This window comes from Undibacterium sp. YM2 (assembly GCF_009937975.1).
Taxonomy (GTDB): Bacteria; Pseudomonadota; Gammaproteobacteria; order Burkholderiales; family Burkholderiaceae_D; genus Undibacterium.
Map to the genome: position 1 here is coordinate 3654822 of NZ_AP018441.1, position 18692 is coordinate 3673513.

The window sequence follows — 18692 nt, forward strand, 5'->3', positions numbered from 1 at the left end:
AGGAAATAAAGTCATGACATCCTTTAGATTGAATATTGACCTTTCCTCCGAAGACCTGCATTTACTTTCACAAGTCAATTACAAAATTATCGTAGCCAAGACTTTTTCCGGAGGCCAGCCAAATGTCGCATGGCAGATATTTCGGCCAGCGCTCAGAAACACAATCAGCTGGGAAGAAGAGTACGGTATTTATGCATCTTCAACATCATTGCAAAATGGTGCGAAGCTGAGAAAAATATCGGAAACAGAAATTCCAGCCGTAGCAGGTAAGCTCTATTCATTGCAGGAAAATGGGATCATTGAGAATTCCGTAGGGGATGGCAATGCCCAAGTATTTACTTTGTTAAATCAATACCCCACACCGCCGGGAAGTATGGTCACGGGTCTATATCAAAATGCGCAAGTGAACGGGATTGAAATAGCTGGCAATGCTGTATCTGCAATGCCAGTACATTTCAAGAATAGTATTGAGATGCAACCCTGCCCTACTGTGCATCTCTGGATTTCCAGTTGGCCAGAAGGTAGCAGCCTGACACAGCCCGGGACGTCAACCGTGACCCAACTGTCATTTGAAGATGGTATAAACGAAATCACATGCTATTTCGACATAAGGACCAGTAAGTTCCTTCTCCCTCGACGATGGAACTAAACAATAGCAAAGTCAACACGGAATCGCCATCTCATCACTATCAATAGCACAAAGTCAGCAACCTCTGTCTACGATGCCAGTTGTCAGAAAACGGCTTGCAGTCCCCGGCATTTTCCACCACCCACTTTAGAACTGGATAGAGAGCTATCCAGTTACTGCCATTAGGAGGGAGGTCCTGGCTAAGTCGGCATCAGACATGGGCATTTAATTACGATTTCCAGATTTCGCCAATCAAGAATCACCGCCCTTCTTACGAATCTCTTACGGCAGTTTGATAGCATCAAGCAATTTTTTCATAGCCATTATTGCATGATGTTTTGAGCAACTTCTTAGCTTTCAAGATTCCTCAATCTTGCCCGCGAGCTCGACATGCGTACACCTTTTCTTTAAGTCAGAAGTCTACACAATGAATCTGCTCAATCAAACTGCCGCAACCGATATTCAGTCTGTCCACGAAGACGCACTTGCTAACTCAACCGTTGCGCATTTGATGGCTACCTTGTCCACGCCCGCCCCCTCCCTATCCTTGGGTACTGCGGCAAATCCAAGCGCGGGCCAGCAGATTCTGATCATTGATGGTCGGGTACCAGATCAGGCCACGCTGATCAATGCAGCCAAAGAAGGGGTTAAAGTCATCGTTCTGGATACAGAGCATGATGGCGTGCAACAAATTGCCGATGCATTAAAGGATGTCCACAACGCTTCGTCTATCAGCATCATTTCGCATGGTGATGATGGTGTTCTCTTGCTAGGTAACTCACCTCTGCATAACGGTAATGTCGCCAACTATACCGAACAGTTAAAAGCCATCGGTGCATCTTTACAGACCGGTGGAGAAATCAGGCTGTACGGCTGTGATATTGGCAAAGACAGTGTTGGTCAGGATTTTATTCAAACCATTGCCCAGGTGACCGGCGCCACGGTAGAAGCCTCAACTGATGCAACAGGAACTGCAAGCCGGGGCGGCAACTGGGACCTGGAAATATCGACTGGCACCCTGCATAAGGATAGTGCTCTGGATACCAGCAAGCTTGGCAACTACGATCATTTATTGGTGACGACCGCTGTCAATAGCATCAATAGTCTTAAGTCTGCTATCGCCACCGGTAACAGCGATGGTGTCGATGATGTCATTACATTTACTGGCAATATCACCTTTAGCAACGCCTCTGATAGCGTCCCTATCAATGTTACCGATGGTCACACGATGACCATAGTCGGGGTGGTAACACCCTCAACGGCAATAATATGGCAAGGGTGATGACCGTCGGCACAAACGGCGCAGGATCTGCTGTCGTTATTCAAAACCTGACGATTACCAATGGCTTTGTCACTGGCAATGGCGGTAACGCTGGTGTCAACGGACCAGACCTCAACGATATAGGAAAGCCGGGGGACGATGCCAAGGGAGCCGGCATATGGAATTCTGGCGTTTTAACAATTTCAAACAGCAATATAACAAATAACAAGGCTTCAGCAGGCGGCGGTGCCGGCGGCCTGACATCTGGTAATGGTGGCGGTGGTGGTGGTGGTGGCGGCTACGGGAGCAGCTATGGCGGTAATGGCGGATCCAGTTTAGCGTATTCGCACCCGGGAGCAACAGGCACCGCTGGCGCCGGTGGCAATGGAGGACCGCTTTCGGGGATATACTCTTTGCTGGGCGGAAAAGGCGGTACGACCACAGGAGGGAATGGTTCAGGTGGGTTTGCAACTTACTCCAGAGGGGGCAACGGTGGCACTGCCAATGCAGGTGGAGGGTTGAGTATTGGCGGTGGCGGCGGTGGTGGCGGTGCCGATGCAAAAGGCGGAGCCGGTGGAAACGCGGTTGGTGGTATCTACAACATCGGAACATTGACCATTACAGGTAGCAGCATCACCAACAACATTGGTGCCGGCGGCGGTGGCGGTGGCGGCAGTAAAGCAGATATAGGTAAAGACGGAGGCGCTGGTGGCAATGGTATAGGCGGCATATGGAACAATGGCGGAACGGTCACTCTGGATAGTGTGACCAATAATTCACTCGCAACTGGCAATCGTGCTGGTGCGGGCAATGGCGGCTATGCTGATTCAGGTAGTTCCTCAGGGGCCGACGGGATTGCTTACGATCAGAAACTTGGTAATTTCACGGTACTCAACAATCCCACTATTACCAACGTTACATCCAGCAAGCTGAACGGCAGCTATTCGGTTGGTACAGTCATACAGATACAGATTACTTTCAATGAAGCAGTCACAGTCACTGGCATCCCACAGTTATTACTTGAAACAGGTACCGTAGACCGCACTATCAATTACGTCAGCGGTTCAACCAGCAACACGCTGACTTTCACTTATACAGTCCAGGCTGGTGATACCAGTGGCGATCTCGACTACAACAGTACGACAGCACTATCGCTCAATGGTGGCACCATCAAATCAACGTCATCCGGCTCCGATGCGACGCTGGCGCTATTTAGTCCAGGTGCTGCCAATTCGCTGGGCGCGAACAAGAACATCGTCATTGACACGACGGCACCTGCCGCTCCAAGCACACCAGACATGACGGCGGGCACCGACAACGGTGTCTCTAATACCGACAATCTCACTTCCAGCACCACACCTGTGTTCACGGGTACAGCAGAGACTGGCAGTATTGTGACGCTCTACGATACCGACGGCACAACTGTACTGGGTACTGCTACAGCAACGGGTGGTAGCTACTCAATTACCTCTTCAACATTAAGTGCAGGTGGACATACCCTGACAGCCAAAGCCACAGATGCGGCTGGAAATGTGAGTGTCGCATCAACCGGACTGTCGTTCACCATCGACACGACGGCCCCCACAGTGAACTCTGTCAGTGTTCCAGCGAATGCCACTTACATCGTCGGACAAAACCTCGACTTTACGTTGAACTTAAGCGAAAACGTCACTGTCACTGGTTCGCCCAAGCTTGACCTGACACTCGACACTGGCGGCACCGTTGCGGCAACTTACCTGAGTGGATCTGGTACCAATGCTCTGGTATTCCGCTACACCGTCGCTAATGGCAATCTTGATACCAACGGTGTCAGCCTGGCCGCTAATATCGCCCTGAACGGTGGCACATTAAGAGATACTGCAGGTAACGACGCAACACTGACGCTCAACAGCGTTGGCGCATTAAGCAATGTCCTGGTTGATGGCGTGGTACCTACCGTTTCCTCCATCAATCGCACAGGTGCAGCCATTACCAATGCCACCAGTGTCAGCTACACGGTGACTTTTTCAGAAAGCGTCACAGGCGTCGATACCAGTGACTTTGTGCTTACCCCAACAGGCGGCGTTAATGGCAACATTACCAGCGTGACCGGCAGTGGTACCACTTATACCGTCACCGTCAATGGCATTAGCGGTGATGGAACTTTGAGACTGGACCTTAAAAATGCAGGCACAGGCATTGCCGACGTAGCAAGCAACGCCATTGCCACCGGTTATACCGGCGGCCAGGTGTATACCCTCGATAACACGGCGCCGACCACCACGATCGCAACTGCCGCCATGTCTGCCGATACCGGCACGTCCAACACTGATTTCATTACTAAAACTGCCGCACAAACCATATCCGGCACCTTGAGTGCGAATATGGTGGCAAACGAATTTGTCGAAGTCTCTATCGATAACGGCAGCACCTGGACCAATGCCACAACAACCGTTGGACAGAATACCTGGTCTCTCAGTGGCGTTACCCTGACGGCTAGCTCCGCCCTGAAGGTGCGGGTGAGCGATGCGGCAGGAAATAGTGGTACGGCATTTAGCCAGGCTTATGTGCTAGATACCACGGCACCGACCACGACGATTGCCACAGCCACCTTCTCGGCCGATACCGGCACGTCCAGCACTGATTTCATTACCAAAACTGCCGCACAAACCATATCCGGCACCTTGACTGCGAATATGGTCGCTGGAGAGATCGTCGAAGTGTCGCTTGATAATGGCAGTACCTGGACCAGTGCCACAACAACCGTTGGATTGAATACCTGGTCTCTCGGTGGCGTTACCCTGACGGCTAGCTCTACCCTGCAGGTGCGGGTGAGCGATACGGCAGGCAATAGTAGCGCGACGCTTAGCCAGGCTTATGTGCTCGATACCACGGCACCGACCACCACGATTGCAACTGCCACCTTCTCGGCCGATACCGGCACGTCCAACATCGATTTCATTACCAAAACTGCAGCACAAACCATATCAGGCACCTTGAGTGCGAATATGGTGGCAAACGAATTTGTCGAAGTCTCCATCGATAATGGCAGCACCTGGACCAATGCCACAACAACTGTTGGACAGGATACCTGGTCTCTCAGTGGCGTTACCCTGACGGGAAGCTCCACCCTGAAGGTCCGGTTGAGCGATGCAGCAGGGAATAGTGGTACGGCATTTAGCCAGGCTTATGTGCTCGATACCACGGCACCGACCACCACGATTGCAACTGCTTCCTTCTCGGCCGATACCGGCACGTCCAGCACAGATTTCATTACTAAAACTGCCGCACAAACCATATCCGGTACCTTGAGTGCGAATATGGTCGCTGGAGAGATCGTCGAAGTGTCGCTTGATAATGGCAGCACCTGGACCAGTGCCACGACGACTGTTGGAATGAATACCTGGTCTCTCAGTGGCGTTACCCTGACGACTAGCTCCACCCTGAAGGTGCGGGTGAGCGATGTGGCAGGAAATAGTGGTACGGCATTTAGCCAAGCTTATGTGCTCGATACCACGGCACCGACCACCACGATTGCAACTGCCACCTTCTCGACCGATACCGGCACGTCCGGCACTGATTTCATTACCAAAACTGCCGCGCAAACCATATCCGGTACCTTGAGTGCGAATATGGTTACTGGAGACATCGTCGAAGTATCGCTTGATAACGGCAGTACCTGGACCAATGCCACGACGACTGTTGGACAGAGTACGTGGTCTCTCAGTGGCACTACCCTGTCCGCTAGCTCCACCCTGAAAGTGCGGGTGACAGACAATGCAGGCAATAGTGGCGTGACGTTCAGCCAAGCTTACGTACTCGACACCACAGCACCGGCAGCACCATCTACACCAGACATGACGGCAGCCACCGATACGGGGGTCTCCAATACGGATAACATCACCGCCAACACGACCCCCGCCTTTACTGGCACTGCAGAAGCCAACAGCACCGTCAATATGTACGATACAGATGGCGTCACTTTGCTTGGTACAAGCACAGCGAATGGTGCTGGCATCTGGGCCTTAACCAGTTCTGCACTGGCGGTCGGTTCACACACCGTTAAAGCCACAGCTACCGATGCTGCTGGCAATATCAGCGTCTTGAGCACTGGCCTGACAATTACCATTGCAACACCGACCATTACCAGCGCCAGTTACGATGCCGCGACAGGCATCATGACGGTCAACGGCGCTGGTATGGTAGCTAATGACACGATTGACGTCAGCAAATTGAGTCTCGTGGGTGAAAACGGAGGTTCTTATGCACTTACGACAGCCAATGTTACAGCGAGCAGCGCAACCGCCTTCTCCATTACCCTGAACGCGGCGGATAAACTGGCGATCAATGGCCTTCTCAACAAAAATGGCACACTGGCAGCGAGTGGTACCGTATTTAACCTGAGTGCTGCACTGAATTGGGATAACACCAGCAGTTCGCTTGCAGACACGACAAATGCCATCACCGTCTCGAATGTAGCTGCCCCAACAATTACGTCTGCAACCTATGACGTCACCACCCACATCCTGACCGTCACCGGCACAGGCCTCGTCAGCACCCTCGGTGCCACCAATGACATCACCGTCTCTGCCCTGACCATCAAAGGCGAAGGCGCAGCCACCCGTACGCTGTCGACCACCGGCAATGTCGAAGTCACCTCCGCCACCAGCTTTGCCGTGACCCTCGCCGGTGCCGACCAGGCCGCTGTCGAAGCCCTGTTCAACAAGAACGGCACGACCTCCACGGGGGTACCACCTACAACCTGGCCGCAGCAGACGACTGGGACAGCGTCATTACCGGTGGCAATATTGCTGTCACCACTGCCCCGATTACCGTCTCCAATGTCGCCGTCCCGACCGTGACCTCGGCCACCTACAATGCCAACACCGGTGTACTGACCGTCACAGGTACTGGCCTCACCGGTCTGACAGGCGCAAACAACGACATCGTCGCCAATAAATTCAGCCTGCAAGGCGAAGGCGGTGCCAGCTATACCCTCACCACCACCAGCAATGTCGAGATCACCTCCGCGACCTCGTTCACCCTGACCCTCAGTGCCGCAGACAGGCTGGGTGCCAACCTCATCATGAACAAGAATGGCACCAGCTCCACCAGTGTCAATACCTATAACCTGATTGCCGCCGAAGACTGGAATGCCGGTGCTGATGCCGCCGTTGTGATTGCTGACCTGACCGGTAATGGCATTACTGTTACCAATGTGGTGGCACCAACGGTGACTTCCGCCACCTACAACGTCGCCACCGGCGTGCTGGTGGTCACAGGTAACAACTTCCTGAGCCTGACAGGTGCCAACAACGACATTACCGCCAACCGTATCCGTTTCCTGGGCCAGGGGGCCTTTAACTACACCCTGACCGATACCGCCAACGTCGACATCACCTCCAACACCAGCTTCACCATGACCATGAGTGCCAACGACAAGGCGGCCCTGGCATTGCGCTTGAACAAGGATGGCAACTCGTCCACCGACAGCACCACCTACAACATTGGCATGCTGGAAGACTGGAATACTGGTGCCGCTACGGCTGTCGTCATCGCTGACCTGTTTGGCAATTTCATTACCGTCACCGGCAATAACGTTGCTCCCGTCATCGGTGGTGTGGTCGCAGGCCAGACCGTGACTGAAACCACCACGGTTTCTCCGTTCACCGGTGTCACCATCACTGACCCTGACGTGGGTGCATCTGAAACCATCATCATCAGCCTGGATGTTGCCGCCAAAGGTGCCTTCACCGCCGCTTCACTGGCAGCGACTGGCTTCTCGACTGCCGATGGCGGCCTGACCTATACCCATGCAGCCGGTACCCCGGCAGCCGTGCAGGCGGCCATCCGTGGCCTGGTGTTCCAGCCGGCTGCTGGCCGTGTCCCTGTGGGCAGCACAGAAACCACGACCTTTACCATCAGTGCCAATGACGGTATTGCTTCTGCGGTATTGAATAACACGACGACAGTGATTGCGACCGGCATCAATGCGGCACCGACCAATATCACCTTGTCGAATGCGGCACTCCAGCAGGGTTCTGCTGACAATACCAGTGTGGGTACTTTGACAGCGATTGACCCGAATCCGGGTGATACCGCCAGTTTTACCCTGGTAACTGGTAATGGGACGAATGACAAGGACAACAGTAAATTCACCATCTCGGGTAATACCCTGGTGGCGAAGAACCCTGTGGGCATGACACCGGGCAATTACAGTATCTTTGTGAGAGCCACGGATGCCATGGGTTCTGCCTATGAAAAGAACTTCATCATCGCCGTTGGTGACAATGTCGCTCCAACCGCGACCGGTATTACCCGCATCCAATCTGAGAACACCAGCCTGGGCACGATAGACTACAAGGTCACGTTCAGTGAAGCGGTGACGGGCGTGAATGCGGCAGCCTTTGCACTGGCGACGACGGGGACAGTGGCAGGAACCATCAGCAGTGTCACGCAGCTTGATCCTTCTACCTACAGCGTCAGGATCACGGGATTGACCGGTGATGGGACACTGGGCCTGAATCTGAAGAATGCCGGTACTGGCATTGTGGATACGTCCAGCCTGGCCCTGAATGGCGGCTTTACCGGGCAGTTGTATCAGGTCGATCATACGGCGCCGACGACCACCGTTGTGAACCTGAAGTTCTCTAATGATGACGGTATCAGTGGTACCGACTTCATCACGACAGCGACTCAACAGACCATCAGCGGTACACTCAGTGCCAGCTTGCTCGCCGGTGAAACCATCCAGGTCTCGCTCGACAATGGCACGAACTGGATCAATGCGACAGCAACAGTAGGTAGTAATAGCTGGGCCCTGCAAAACCAGACTGTCAGCGGTAATAACACCCTGAAGGTCAGGGTAAGTGATCTGGCTGGTAATAGCGGAGCGGTACTGCAACAGGCTTATTCCATCCTTGCCTATGACAACAATACCGGAACCAATCCTTCTGACAATACCAATCCTGTCATTGATCCGGATGCCGATGGTGACGGCATCCTGCAAACCATAGAAGCAGGAGTACCCAACTGGATAGGTAGTGGCAAGGGGGATGGTAACGGCGATGGCAAAGCTGATCAGGCGCAGAAAGAAGTCGCCTCCTTGCCATGGAATAATGGTGGCCTGGTCAATACGCACTATGCGACTTTGAGTATTGATTCTTCACTGGCCTTGTCTCATACGACGACGTCAGCCAGCCCGCTCAATTTACCCAGTGACCTGCAATTACAGTATGGCTTGATCAACAGCCAAATTAATGGCGTGGGTACAGGTAAAGAAATCAATTTGTCGGTTTATACCGATAAGCTGGGTTCAGTAAATGGTTACTGGGTACAGGACAAGGCGGGTAACTGGACAAATATTGCCAGCGCGATCACAGAGGTGAATGGCAAACTGAAGGTGGACTTCAAGATCACCGATGGTGGCATATTTGATGCGGACGGCAAGGTGGATGGCAAGATCAGTTTCAGCGGTGGTCTGGGATACAGGAACAGTTCCCTGCCCGGCGACAAGGATGGTGATGGTATCCCGGATGCGATAGAAGCGAAGGTCGGCACCAAACTTGATGTCAAAGACAATGATGTCTTGCACCGCTCTGACCTGTTTGCCATGCAGCTGTATCGTGACGTGCTGTTCCGTGAAGCGGATACCGCAGGCGTGCAGTACTGGCAGGGTCAGATCGACAGTGGCAAGATGAGCCGGGCGCAGGTGGCGGCGTCGTTCATGGAGTCAGCTGAATTCCAGAGTGGGATAGGCGGGATTACGCGTCTGTACTTTGGTGCCTTTGACCGCTTGCCTGACCGTGAGGGTCTGGCTTACTGGATGCAGGCGCAAAAGGATGGCATGAATCTGAGTAAAATCAGTGCTTCGTTTGTGTCGAGTGCAGAATTCCAGAAGACTTACGGGGCGCTGGATAATACGGCCTTTGTGGACCGGGTCTATCAGAATGTCTTGCATCGCAGTTCAGACGCCGCAGGCAAGGCTTACTGGCTGGGGCAACTGGGCAATGGCTTGAGCCGTGGCGATATGCTGGCGGGTTTTACGGAATCGACGGAGTTCAAGGCGAATTCGCAATCCAAAGTATCGCTGACGCTGGATTACATTGGTCTCTTGGGGCATGCGCCGGATCAGGCAACGTTTGATGCTTTGCTGGCACAATCTGGCACGGATGTGGTCACGCTGATCGGGCAGTTTATTAATTCGCCTGAGTATCTGGCGAGGTTTATGCCGGTTTGAGTTGTTGATGGGCTACTGCGGCAAAGCATGCTTTTGCTGCAGTAGCTGGCAATCTGCCATTGCCTGCCTGATTGCATCAAACAATCCTACAGCTCCTTGTGCTGTTGCCATCTGCAAAGCCTGCTCCAGTGTTTCACTGGCAAGACCGATATCTCCCTCTTGCATAAAGCACAAACTACTCAAACGCAGCAAGTCTGCATGACAGTAATAGTCTTCGTACTTGTCAATTTCGCTCAATGTCTTGTCAAGCAAAGACCTTGCCTCATCCCAGCATTGCAGCCTGATCAGGGTATTGGCCAACACCCAACTTGCTGTTGTGGTACCTGCCCGGTAGGCACTGTGCAAATTTTCTGCTGCCTGCAGTGCAGGCATGATGTCTTTGAGCTTGTTGCCATTGGCCTGAGCAGATAGATAAAACAGGCTATTCATGCTTTGCCACAATGGAAATCCAAATTGTGTACCAAGTTGCACACCCTCTCCTGCCAGCTTGGCGACTTTGTCCATTTGACCTGCGGTCCAGCACATGGCCGTATTGAAGGTCAGCATAAAACATAAGGCATGGCTTTTTTTGCGCTCCCTGGCCAGCAAGGTACTTTCCGTCGCCAGTTCATGGGCGTCGCCATCCCCCAGAAACCACAGGTTCCAGCACAGGAAGGCGCGTATCAGTATTTCAAGATCTTCACCCCAGTAGCGCTGCCGCTCTTCCAGACTGAGTGTCTTGGCAATGGACAAACCCTCTCGTTGATAACGCAGTGCTTCTACAAACAGACCGCGCCAGAACAATGAATTGCCAAGCGCGAAGCAGGCCATCAGGCGCTTGGCTGGCGTATCCGCCAGCTCCTCCAGGCGTCGCGCTATACCCAGTCCATCGCTTTTGCCCTGGGAACTTCCCCCCATGTATAAACCACTTAATGCACGGAACAATGACTCTGTTTCTTCATGATCAGGCGCTGGCAAGTTATTCAAGCTGTCACAGACTGCCAGGAACTGCTGATGCCCCAACTGAGAGCCATACCCCTGGCACAACAGGGCGGCATTGCCCATAGACAAACGCAGGGAAATTTGCAAGTGAGCCAGCCCGGCCTGCGGTTGCAAGGCAATATCCAGCGCCTTGCCAAAATCATGCAGGGCATCCATGGCGAATTCACTCGCCAGTGCTTTCTGGCCACTGATCGTCCACATGGCAGCAGCCTGCTGCCAGTCATGTGCCTCTTCAAAATGTCGGGCAATTTCTGCACTCGCTATGCCAGGCTCATTGAGCAAATGCTCTGCGACACGCAGGTGTGCAGACCTCCTTTGTTTTTCAGGAAAACTCTGGTACGCCGCGTCAGCAATCAAGGCATGTTGAAAGCGATAGTGCCCATGCTGTGCACCTGCTTGTATCAGGCGATAGCTGATGGCCAACTGCAGGGGGCCGGCTACGTCTTCGTCTGGCAGCAGGCCCCTGAGTATGCGGGCATTGAAGTTGTTACCAACGACGGCGGCCATTTGCAGAATATTTTTGTAAGGCCCTAGCTTGTCGAGTTCACTCTGCAACAATTCCTTGACTGGTATCAGGTGATGTTGTCCATCTTCTGTACGGCTGCGGGTAAGCCTTTCAATAAACAGGGGAATACCACCACAATCATGGGCGATGCGTGCCTGCTCACTGGCAGACAAAAGATGACGGCGGTCGCAGGCAGCGACCATTTGCTCTGCAGCAGATGCAGCCAGAGGGTTGAGTTCAATGACAACGGGCGAGGCACCCGCATGCTCCAGCGGGGCGTCGGGTCTGGTTGTTACCAGCAGCAATAGCTGTTGTTGCTCAAGACTGCCCGCATAACGGGCCAGGAATTCGCGGGTAGCAAAATCTGACCAGTGAAAATCATCGATCAATACAAGACAAGTCTTTTGCCTGGATAATTGGTCAAATAACAAGCCCAGAGCCGCAAATATCTGATTCTTGCTGTCCGTCTCCACCAACATGTCCTGGTCGAACAAAGAAATGAGGGCATGCAGGGTTGCCTCTTCCGGCTCATAAGCGGGTAGCAATTCCTGCAAGCGCGCCCTTATTGCACCTGAATACTCAGCCACTTTTAGTGATGACAGGGCAAATAACTCACTCAGTGCATGCCTCAGGGCTGCCAGTGACTGATGTTGGTACTCAAGCGTGCAATAAATACGAACGACATGGTTTTCGGGCGTATCGAGCTGGCGGCTCACTTCTGTAGCCAGCCTGGTCTTCCCAATCCCGGCATTGCCACGCAATATCAGCCATTGTGGTTGCGCCTGCTTTGCCAGTTGCCAGTGACTCCATATGGTCTGCAATTCTTCGTTGCGTCCGACAAGGGGGAACTCTTGCTGACCGCCAGTGCTCACAATTTGACTTGCCAGGCTGTACCTGGGGATACCATGTGCATAGTGGTTATTGGCAAATACTGCGATGGCATTATTGGCCAGCTTGCTCCTGATTTGCTCTGCCATGATACGGTCAAACACAACTTCACCCGCTGCAGCCGACCAGCACAGCTCTTGCGCCAGTCTTGGCAATGTCCCAAGAAAGCGCATTTCATCAAGCGTGCACTGTACATTGCCAGCACAGATACCTATGCGAAGATGTTGCCGCGCTTCATCTGCAAGCATGATTTCCTGTGCGGCGTAAATACTCCTCAGGGCAGCTTGCTCGGGTTCAGTGTGCATGCCAAAACTCGCATGAAAACCCTGACCAAATACCGGTTTGCAGGCTCCGCCCCACAGATTGATTTTCTCTTGTGCTGCGCCAAGTAACTGATCCATGCGCAAAATCGCGTCTGCCTCATCAGCCCCCGCATGCGGCGAGAGATCAAATTCTACATAGGCAAGGGTGAGCCAGCGGATTTCGGTAACAGCCTTGCTGATAACTGAAACCTGCTTTTCTCCTGTAACTCTCAGGTCAACGACTGTTGACATAGGGTCTTGCTGTAGCAATCTCCTGGTAGAAGCAGATGCACGTGTGCCAAAGGCAGCAAGTAAATTCTGTTCCAGCGTAGCCAACACAAAATTGGCACGTTTGAAGTCACCACAGGATAACAACAGGCGTATCAGCTTTGCCGCAGTATTCTCGTTTAAGCTGTCCTGTTCCCATAGCTGGTTGGCGACGGCCACCGCAGAGGCAATTCGTCCGGTCTTTTCCTGCTCGCGGCAAAGTCTTGCAGCCAGATCACGCCAGCGTTCCCGCAGTTGCTTGCGCACCAGGTGTATCCAGGCCTGTAAATCAGTACCGACATTGAGCTCCATGCGTTCAAGAAAATCATGGTTGAGCTGGCTTAATCGTGGCTCAAAACTATTTGCCAGCCATGCACAAAACACTTTGTCCGTCTCATCGGCCCGCCAGTCATTGAGCAAAAAGGCAATATCCACGTGCACTCGCGCATCAAAAAAACAGGCAATGCTGTCGCGCCTGCTTTGTATCACATCTACCCCAACAGAGGTATTAATGACTTTGCTGAGATTATTGAGCACCTGCCGCAGGTTCGTCAGTGCAGCGGCACCGGGCAGGTCAGGCCACAACAACTCTGCCAGTTGTTCCCTGGATATCCAGCGCCCATTTGCCATTACCAGATAGGCCAACAGGTAAATGGCCTTGCGGTATTTGAGCCTGCCCGCAATGTCCTGTCCGTCCAGCTTTAACTGGAAACTACCCAGCAAGGAAATATCAAGCTGAGAGACTGATGGATCTGGCAAAGCTGAGGTGTGCATATTCAATAAAGATAGATACTTTTCGCTGATGGACCTGGTGTCAGATGGCAAGTGCATGGATAATCAACACGAGCTTACTGTAGCTGGATAGCAATATTATAACCGGGTCACCCATGCCTCCCTTTGAAACTGCACAAGTGAATGCTGGCTTGAAGTCAGCGCAAATAAAAAAGCCTTCCCTGACAATCAAGGGAAGGCTTCAACATAAGGGTGAAAGAATCAGCCGCTATTACGCAAACCGGCAGCAATACCATTGATGGACAAATGTATCCCACGGCGCACGCGCTCGTCTTCATCGCCCTTACGGTAGCGTTCCAGCAATTCCACCTGCACGTGATTCAATGGCGACAGATAGGGAAAACGGTTGCGTATCGAACGTGCGAGCAGAGGATTTGCCGCCAGCAATTCATCCTGCCCAGAAATTGCCTTCAGTATATCTATCGTTGCTTCATGCTCAGCCTGTATGCGCGGGAAGATGCGGTTACGCAAGGATTCATCCTTGACCAGTTGCGCATAACGGCTGGCAATGCCGATATCGCTCTTGGCCAGCACCATCTCCATATTCGACAACACAGTACTGAAAAAAGACCAGTCCTTGAACATCGCCTGCAAAGTCTGCAAACCGGTATCAGGATGTGCCTTCAGATAAGCTTGTACAGCAGAGCCAAAACCAAACCAGCCCGGCAACATCAAACGGCATTGCGACCAGCTGAATACCCAGGGAATCGCACGCAAGTCTTCTATCGCTGTTGATTTCTTGCGAGAAGCCGGGCGGCTGCCTATGTTCAGGCCAGCGATCTCGGAAATGACTGTCGATTCCCAGAAATACTGCTCGAAACCCTCGGTTTCATAGACCAGATTACGATAGGCCTTGAAAGCATGGTCAGACAATTCTTCCATCGCTGACAAAAACTCGGGGCGAGGTGCTGGCTCGGTATGTGCCAGCAAACTGGCTTCCATGGTGGCCGCAGCCAATACTTCAAGATTACGCCGCCCTACTTCAGGATTGCCGTATTTGGCAGTAATAACTTCGCCCTGCTCTGTCAGGCGAATCTGTCCCTGCACAGCACCCGCAGGCTGCGCCAATATCGCCTGATAGCTGGGGCCGCCGCCACGGCCAACAGAACCACCGCGTCCATGGAACAGGCGCAGGCGCACCTGGTGTTTGCTGAATATGGCGATCAGGTCAAGCTCGGCCTTGTACAACTCCCAGCCGGAAGTCAAAAAGCCGCCATCCTTGTTACTGTCAGAGTAACCAAGCATGACTTCCTGCGCATTGTTGCGACTGGCCAGCAAGCGTGCATAAGCCGGTATGCCAAACAACCTGTCCATGACAGGCGCGCTGTTTTGCAAATCGCCTATGGTTTCAAACAGTGGGATGATATTCACATCCACACGCCCTTCAGCAGGATGCAGCAGGCCAGACTCTTTCAGGAGCAAGGCCAGCTCCAGCATGTCGGACACACCATCCGTCTTGGAGATGATGCAGTTAGGCACTGCACCCTTGCCATAGCGCTTTTGCGCGGTGCAGGCGGCACGGTAAATCGCCAGCTCAGACTGGGTTTCTTCCGAATAGCTCAGGTAAGGCGAAGCCAGTGGACGGGCCGAGCTGATCTCTTTGATCAAGACTTCTACACGCTGTTCTTCATTCAAGTCCAGGTACTTCAATTCAGGATTAGCCGCTTGCAATAACTCATGCACTACACGCTCGTGCACATCTGAATTCTGGCGCAAATCCACAGGTGCCAGATAAAAACCAAACACCTTGACCGCACGGCGCAAATGACGCAAACGGCCACGCGTGATCGCAGCAGAACCATTGTCATACAAGGAGTGGTGAACAATATCCAGATCCGCAGCCAGTTCTTCTGCTGTCGCATAAGGTTCGGCGATACCACTGGGGTGTATCACTGGTTCCAGGCCCAGCAATTGTTTGTAGGTCGCAGACAGGCGCGCATACACACCGCTGATGGCCAGGCGATAAGGCTCGTCAGATCGGTGTGGCGAATGATCAGGTGAGCGCTGCGCCAGGGCCAGCAAGTCGTCTGAGACTTTCACCAACAAATTCGCCATCGACAATTGCGAACCCAGGGTATGCAATTCATCGAGATAAAATTTAAAAGCGCGTGTGGCCTGCATGGCCAGGGTTTTTTCCAGCACAGTGGCTGTGACGAAAGGATTACCGTCACGGTCCCCGCCTATCCAGCTACCCATTTTCATGAAGCTGGGCAGTTCATGCTGAGCCAGCGCTGCATCTTTGCTTACCAGTAAATCTTCTAGACCTGCATACAGATGTGGCAATTCACGCAGGAAAGTATAGTCATAAAAACTCAAGCCGTTTTCCACTTCATCGAGCACTGACAATTTGGAAGTACGCAGCATGCGTGTCTGCCACAAGGTTAATACTGCACGACCCAGTGCCTCTTCATTGGCTGCGGATTCTTCCGGCGTCAATTGCATGCGGTCGCGCTCATCCAGCAGGCGGGTAATCACCATCTGGCAATTCAAAATACTCTTGCGCTGCACTTCTGTAGGATGGGCAGTCAATACCGGAAACACTTGTGCAGTCTCAAAAAAATCCAGCAACTGCTGGCTGCTATGGCCTGTGTTGTACAGTGCTTCAATGGTGTGCGCCAAACTACCCTGGCGCGGTGCAGAACCGGCAATCAAATGCGCACGGGTGCGGCGTATGTGATGCTGGTCTTCCGCCAGATTCACCAGATGTGAAAAATAACTGAAGGCGCGTATGACTTGCGTGGTCTGGTCATTGGTCAGTGTATCCAGCGTGGTTTCCAGCTCGGCACGTGCAGCTTCATCTGCGTCACGGCGAAAGCGTATGGAATTCTGGCGCACCTGTTCGATGAGATCAAATACTTCGTCACCATGCTGGTTTCTTACCGTGTCGCCTAATATGCGGCCCAGCCTGCGTATGTCTTCACGCAGACTCTGGTCTTTGTCGTCGCTGATATCGTTCATTTTTAATTGCGGGTGTAGGTGGGCGTTCATGCTGACAAATTCTACGGTAAGGATAAAAACAGATCGATGAAAATTCTTGTACGCCTGCAGTGGCAAATAAGTAGCAATATATTTGCGGCAGCCAGGGCTGCGACTCTACAGAGTAAGCAGCTGACTTGACAGCATGCTTACACCATCATATAAATTTAATATATCAAATACAATGAGGCTCGCCTACAACACCACGGCGTCAGAAATGAAACGCTAAGCGGCCTTTTTCAATTTATGACTACGGCCAACTGCCATCAACAAACCCTTGGTTGAGCTGTCGTAATCTTCCTTGACGGCACTCGGATCAAGGCTGATCAATTGCTGGGCCAGAGATTTACCGAGCTCCACACCCCATTGATCAAAGGCATTGATATCCCAGATCACGGATTGCACGAATACCTTGTGTTCATACAGGGCAATCAATGCGCCCAAAGAGCGTGGCGTCAGAGAATCCAACAAAACAGTTGAAGTCGGGCGATTACCTTCAAACACGCGTGGTGCCAATACCTTTTCAGGCAAATCACCAAGCTCAGCACGTACCTCTGCCATGCTCTTGCCCCAGGCCATGGCCTTGGATTGCGCAAAACAATTTGCCAGTAAAGCCTGGTTATGACCAGGCAAACCTGCATCATCATCAGCGACTACGATAAAGTCGGTAGGGATAATCGTTGCGCCCTGATGTAATAACTGGAAGTAAGCATGCTGACCATTGGTGCCCGCTTCACCAAACAAGATTGGCGAAGTGGTGTAATCAACGCGCTGTCCTTCACGCGTGACAGACTTGCCATTGCTTTCCATTTCCAGTTGCTGCAAATAGGCAGGCAAGCGTGTCATGCGCTGGTGGTAAGGTGCAATCGACAGTGCTTGCAAGCCAAGGAAATTGATATTCCACACACCTATCAAGGCCATCAACACGGGCAGATTTTGTTCCAGCGGTGCCTGGGCGAAATGCAAATCCATTTCATGCGCACCAGCCAGCATTTCTTCAAAACGGTCGGCGCCTACATATAGCGCAATCGATAGGCCAATGGCACTCCACATCGAATAACGGCCACCAGCCCAGTTCCAGAACGGGAAAACATTTTCAGGGGCGATACCAAAATCAGCAGCGGCTTTTACATTGGTACTGAGTGCAACAAAGTGCTTACATATCTGATCGACCGGGCAACCATGCGACAGCATCCATTCACGCGCAGTGCGGGCATTGGTCAGCGTCTCCATAGTCGAGAAGGTCTTGGATGCGACCACGAACAAAGTTGTTTCAGGATCAGCATTGGCCAGCGCATCAGCCACATGACGGCCATCAACATTCGAGACGAAATGCAGGGACAGGTTTTTTTGCGACCATGGCGCCAAAGCAATGCAAGCCATTTGCGGGCCAAGGTCTGAACCACCGATACCTATATTAACGATAGTGCGTATGGCCTTGCCTGTATAACCCAGCCAGCGGCCTTCCCTGACCGCATCGCTGAATGTCCGCATTTGCGCCAGGACCTGGTGCACGTCGGCAGCAATGTTTTCACCATTCAGATAAAAAGACTCGCCCTTGGGCAAGCGCAATACCGTATGTAGCACTGCCCGGTTTTCCGTCTGGTTGATCGCTTCACCGCGCAGCATGGCATCGCGACGTGACTCCACATCCTGCTGCCTCGCCAGCGCCAGCAAATTGAGCTTGGCCGTAGTGTCTATGCGTTGCTTGGAGTAATCAAGCATGATGCCGCAAGCGGACGCTGAAAAATGCGCAAAGCGCTGAGGGTCAGCACGAAACAGGTCTTTCAGGTTGGGCATGTTGGTGGCACGTTGCTGCAACAAACCCCAGATAGGAGTACGCGATACGGAAGTGACCATAATCTTGCTTATAG

Annotated in this window: 7 protein-coding genes; 4 read left to right on the forward strand and 3 right to left on the reverse strand. The window is 52.6% G+C overall.

Going from position 1 to position 18692, the window contains the following annotated elements; translation table 11 throughout:
• Positions 1-13: 13 nt before the first annotated feature.
• From UNDYM_RS16525 to UNDYM_RS16540, 4 genes are all read left to right on the forward strand, one after another.
• Positions 14-649 (forward strand): hypothetical protein, encoded by a 636-nt coding sequence (locus UNDYM_RS16525; RefSeq protein WP_162042006.1) that lies wholly within the window; start codon positions 14-16, stop codon positions 647-649.
• A 406-nt stretch (positions 650-1055) separates the two neighbouring features.
• On the forward strand, positions 1056-1910 hold the full coding sequence (locus tag UNDYM_RS16530) for a DUF4347 domain-containing protein (protein ID WP_162042007.1): 855 nt from the start codon (positions 1056-1058) through the stop codon (positions 1908-1910).
• A complete protein-coding gene (locus tag UNDYM_RS16535) occupies positions 1910-6730 on the forward strand; it encodes an S-layer family protein (protein WP_162042008.1) in 4821 nt (1606 codons plus the stop codon). Before UNDYM_RS16530 ends, UNDYM_RS16535 begins: the two co-directional genes overlap by 1 nt.
• Positions 6727-10107: a DUF4214 domain-containing protein gene (locus UNDYM_RS16540; protein WP_162042009.1), complete on the forward strand. Its 3381-nt coding sequence runs from the start codon at positions 6727-6729 to the stop codon at positions 10105-10107. Before UNDYM_RS16535 ends, UNDYM_RS16540 begins: the two co-directional genes overlap by 4 nt.
• Before the next feature lie 12 nt (positions 10108-10119).
• Here UNDYM_RS16540 and UNDYM_RS16545 read toward each other — a convergent pair whose 3' ends face one another.
• The 3 genes from UNDYM_RS16545 to pgi form a co-directional block, all read right to left on the reverse strand.
• Complete coding sequence (locus UNDYM_RS16545; RefSeq protein WP_162042010.1) at positions 10120-13824, reverse strand: AAA family ATPase; 3705 nt, start codon at positions 13822-13824, stop codon at positions 10120-10122.
• A 219-nt stretch (positions 13825-14043) separates the two neighbouring features.
• On the reverse strand, positions 14044-16830 hold the full coding sequence (gene ppc, locus UNDYM_RS16550; RefSeq protein ID WP_197740913.1) for a phosphoenolpyruvate carboxylase: 2787 nt from the start codon (positions 16828-16830) through the stop codon (positions 14044-14046).
• A gap of 213 nt (positions 16831-17043) precedes the next feature.
• Positions 17044-18678, reverse strand: a complete 1635-nt coding sequence (gene pgi / locus UNDYM_RS16555; RefSeq protein WP_162042011.1) for a glucose-6-phosphate isomerase — start codon at positions 18676-18678, stop codon at positions 17044-17046.
• Between the last annotated feature and the right edge of the window lie 14 nt (positions 18679-18692).

Coding starts and splice junctions, on each gene's coding strand:
- UNDYM_RS16525 (WP_162042006.1), top strand. CDS start 14: ATGACATCCTTTAGATTGAATATTGACCTTTCCTCCGAAGACCTGCAT.
- UNDYM_RS16530 (WP_162042007.1), top strand. CDS start 1,056: ATGAATCTGCTCAATCAAACTGCCGCAACCGATATTCAGTCTGTCCAC.
- UNDYM_RS16535 (WP_162042008.1), top strand. CDS start 1,910: ATGACCGTCGGCACAAACGGCGCAGGATCTGCTGTCGTTATTCAAAAC.
- UNDYM_RS16545 (WP_162042010.1), bottom strand. CDS start 13,824: ATGCACACCTCAGCTTTGCCAGATCCATCAGTCTCTCAGCTTGATATT.
- ppc (WP_197740913.1), bottom strand. CDS start 16,830: ATGAACGCCCACCTACACCCGCAATTAAAAATGAACGATATCAGCGAC.
- pgi (WP_162042011.1), bottom strand. CDS start 18,678: ATGGTCACTTCCGTATCGCGTACTCCTATCTGGGGTTTGTTGCAGCAA.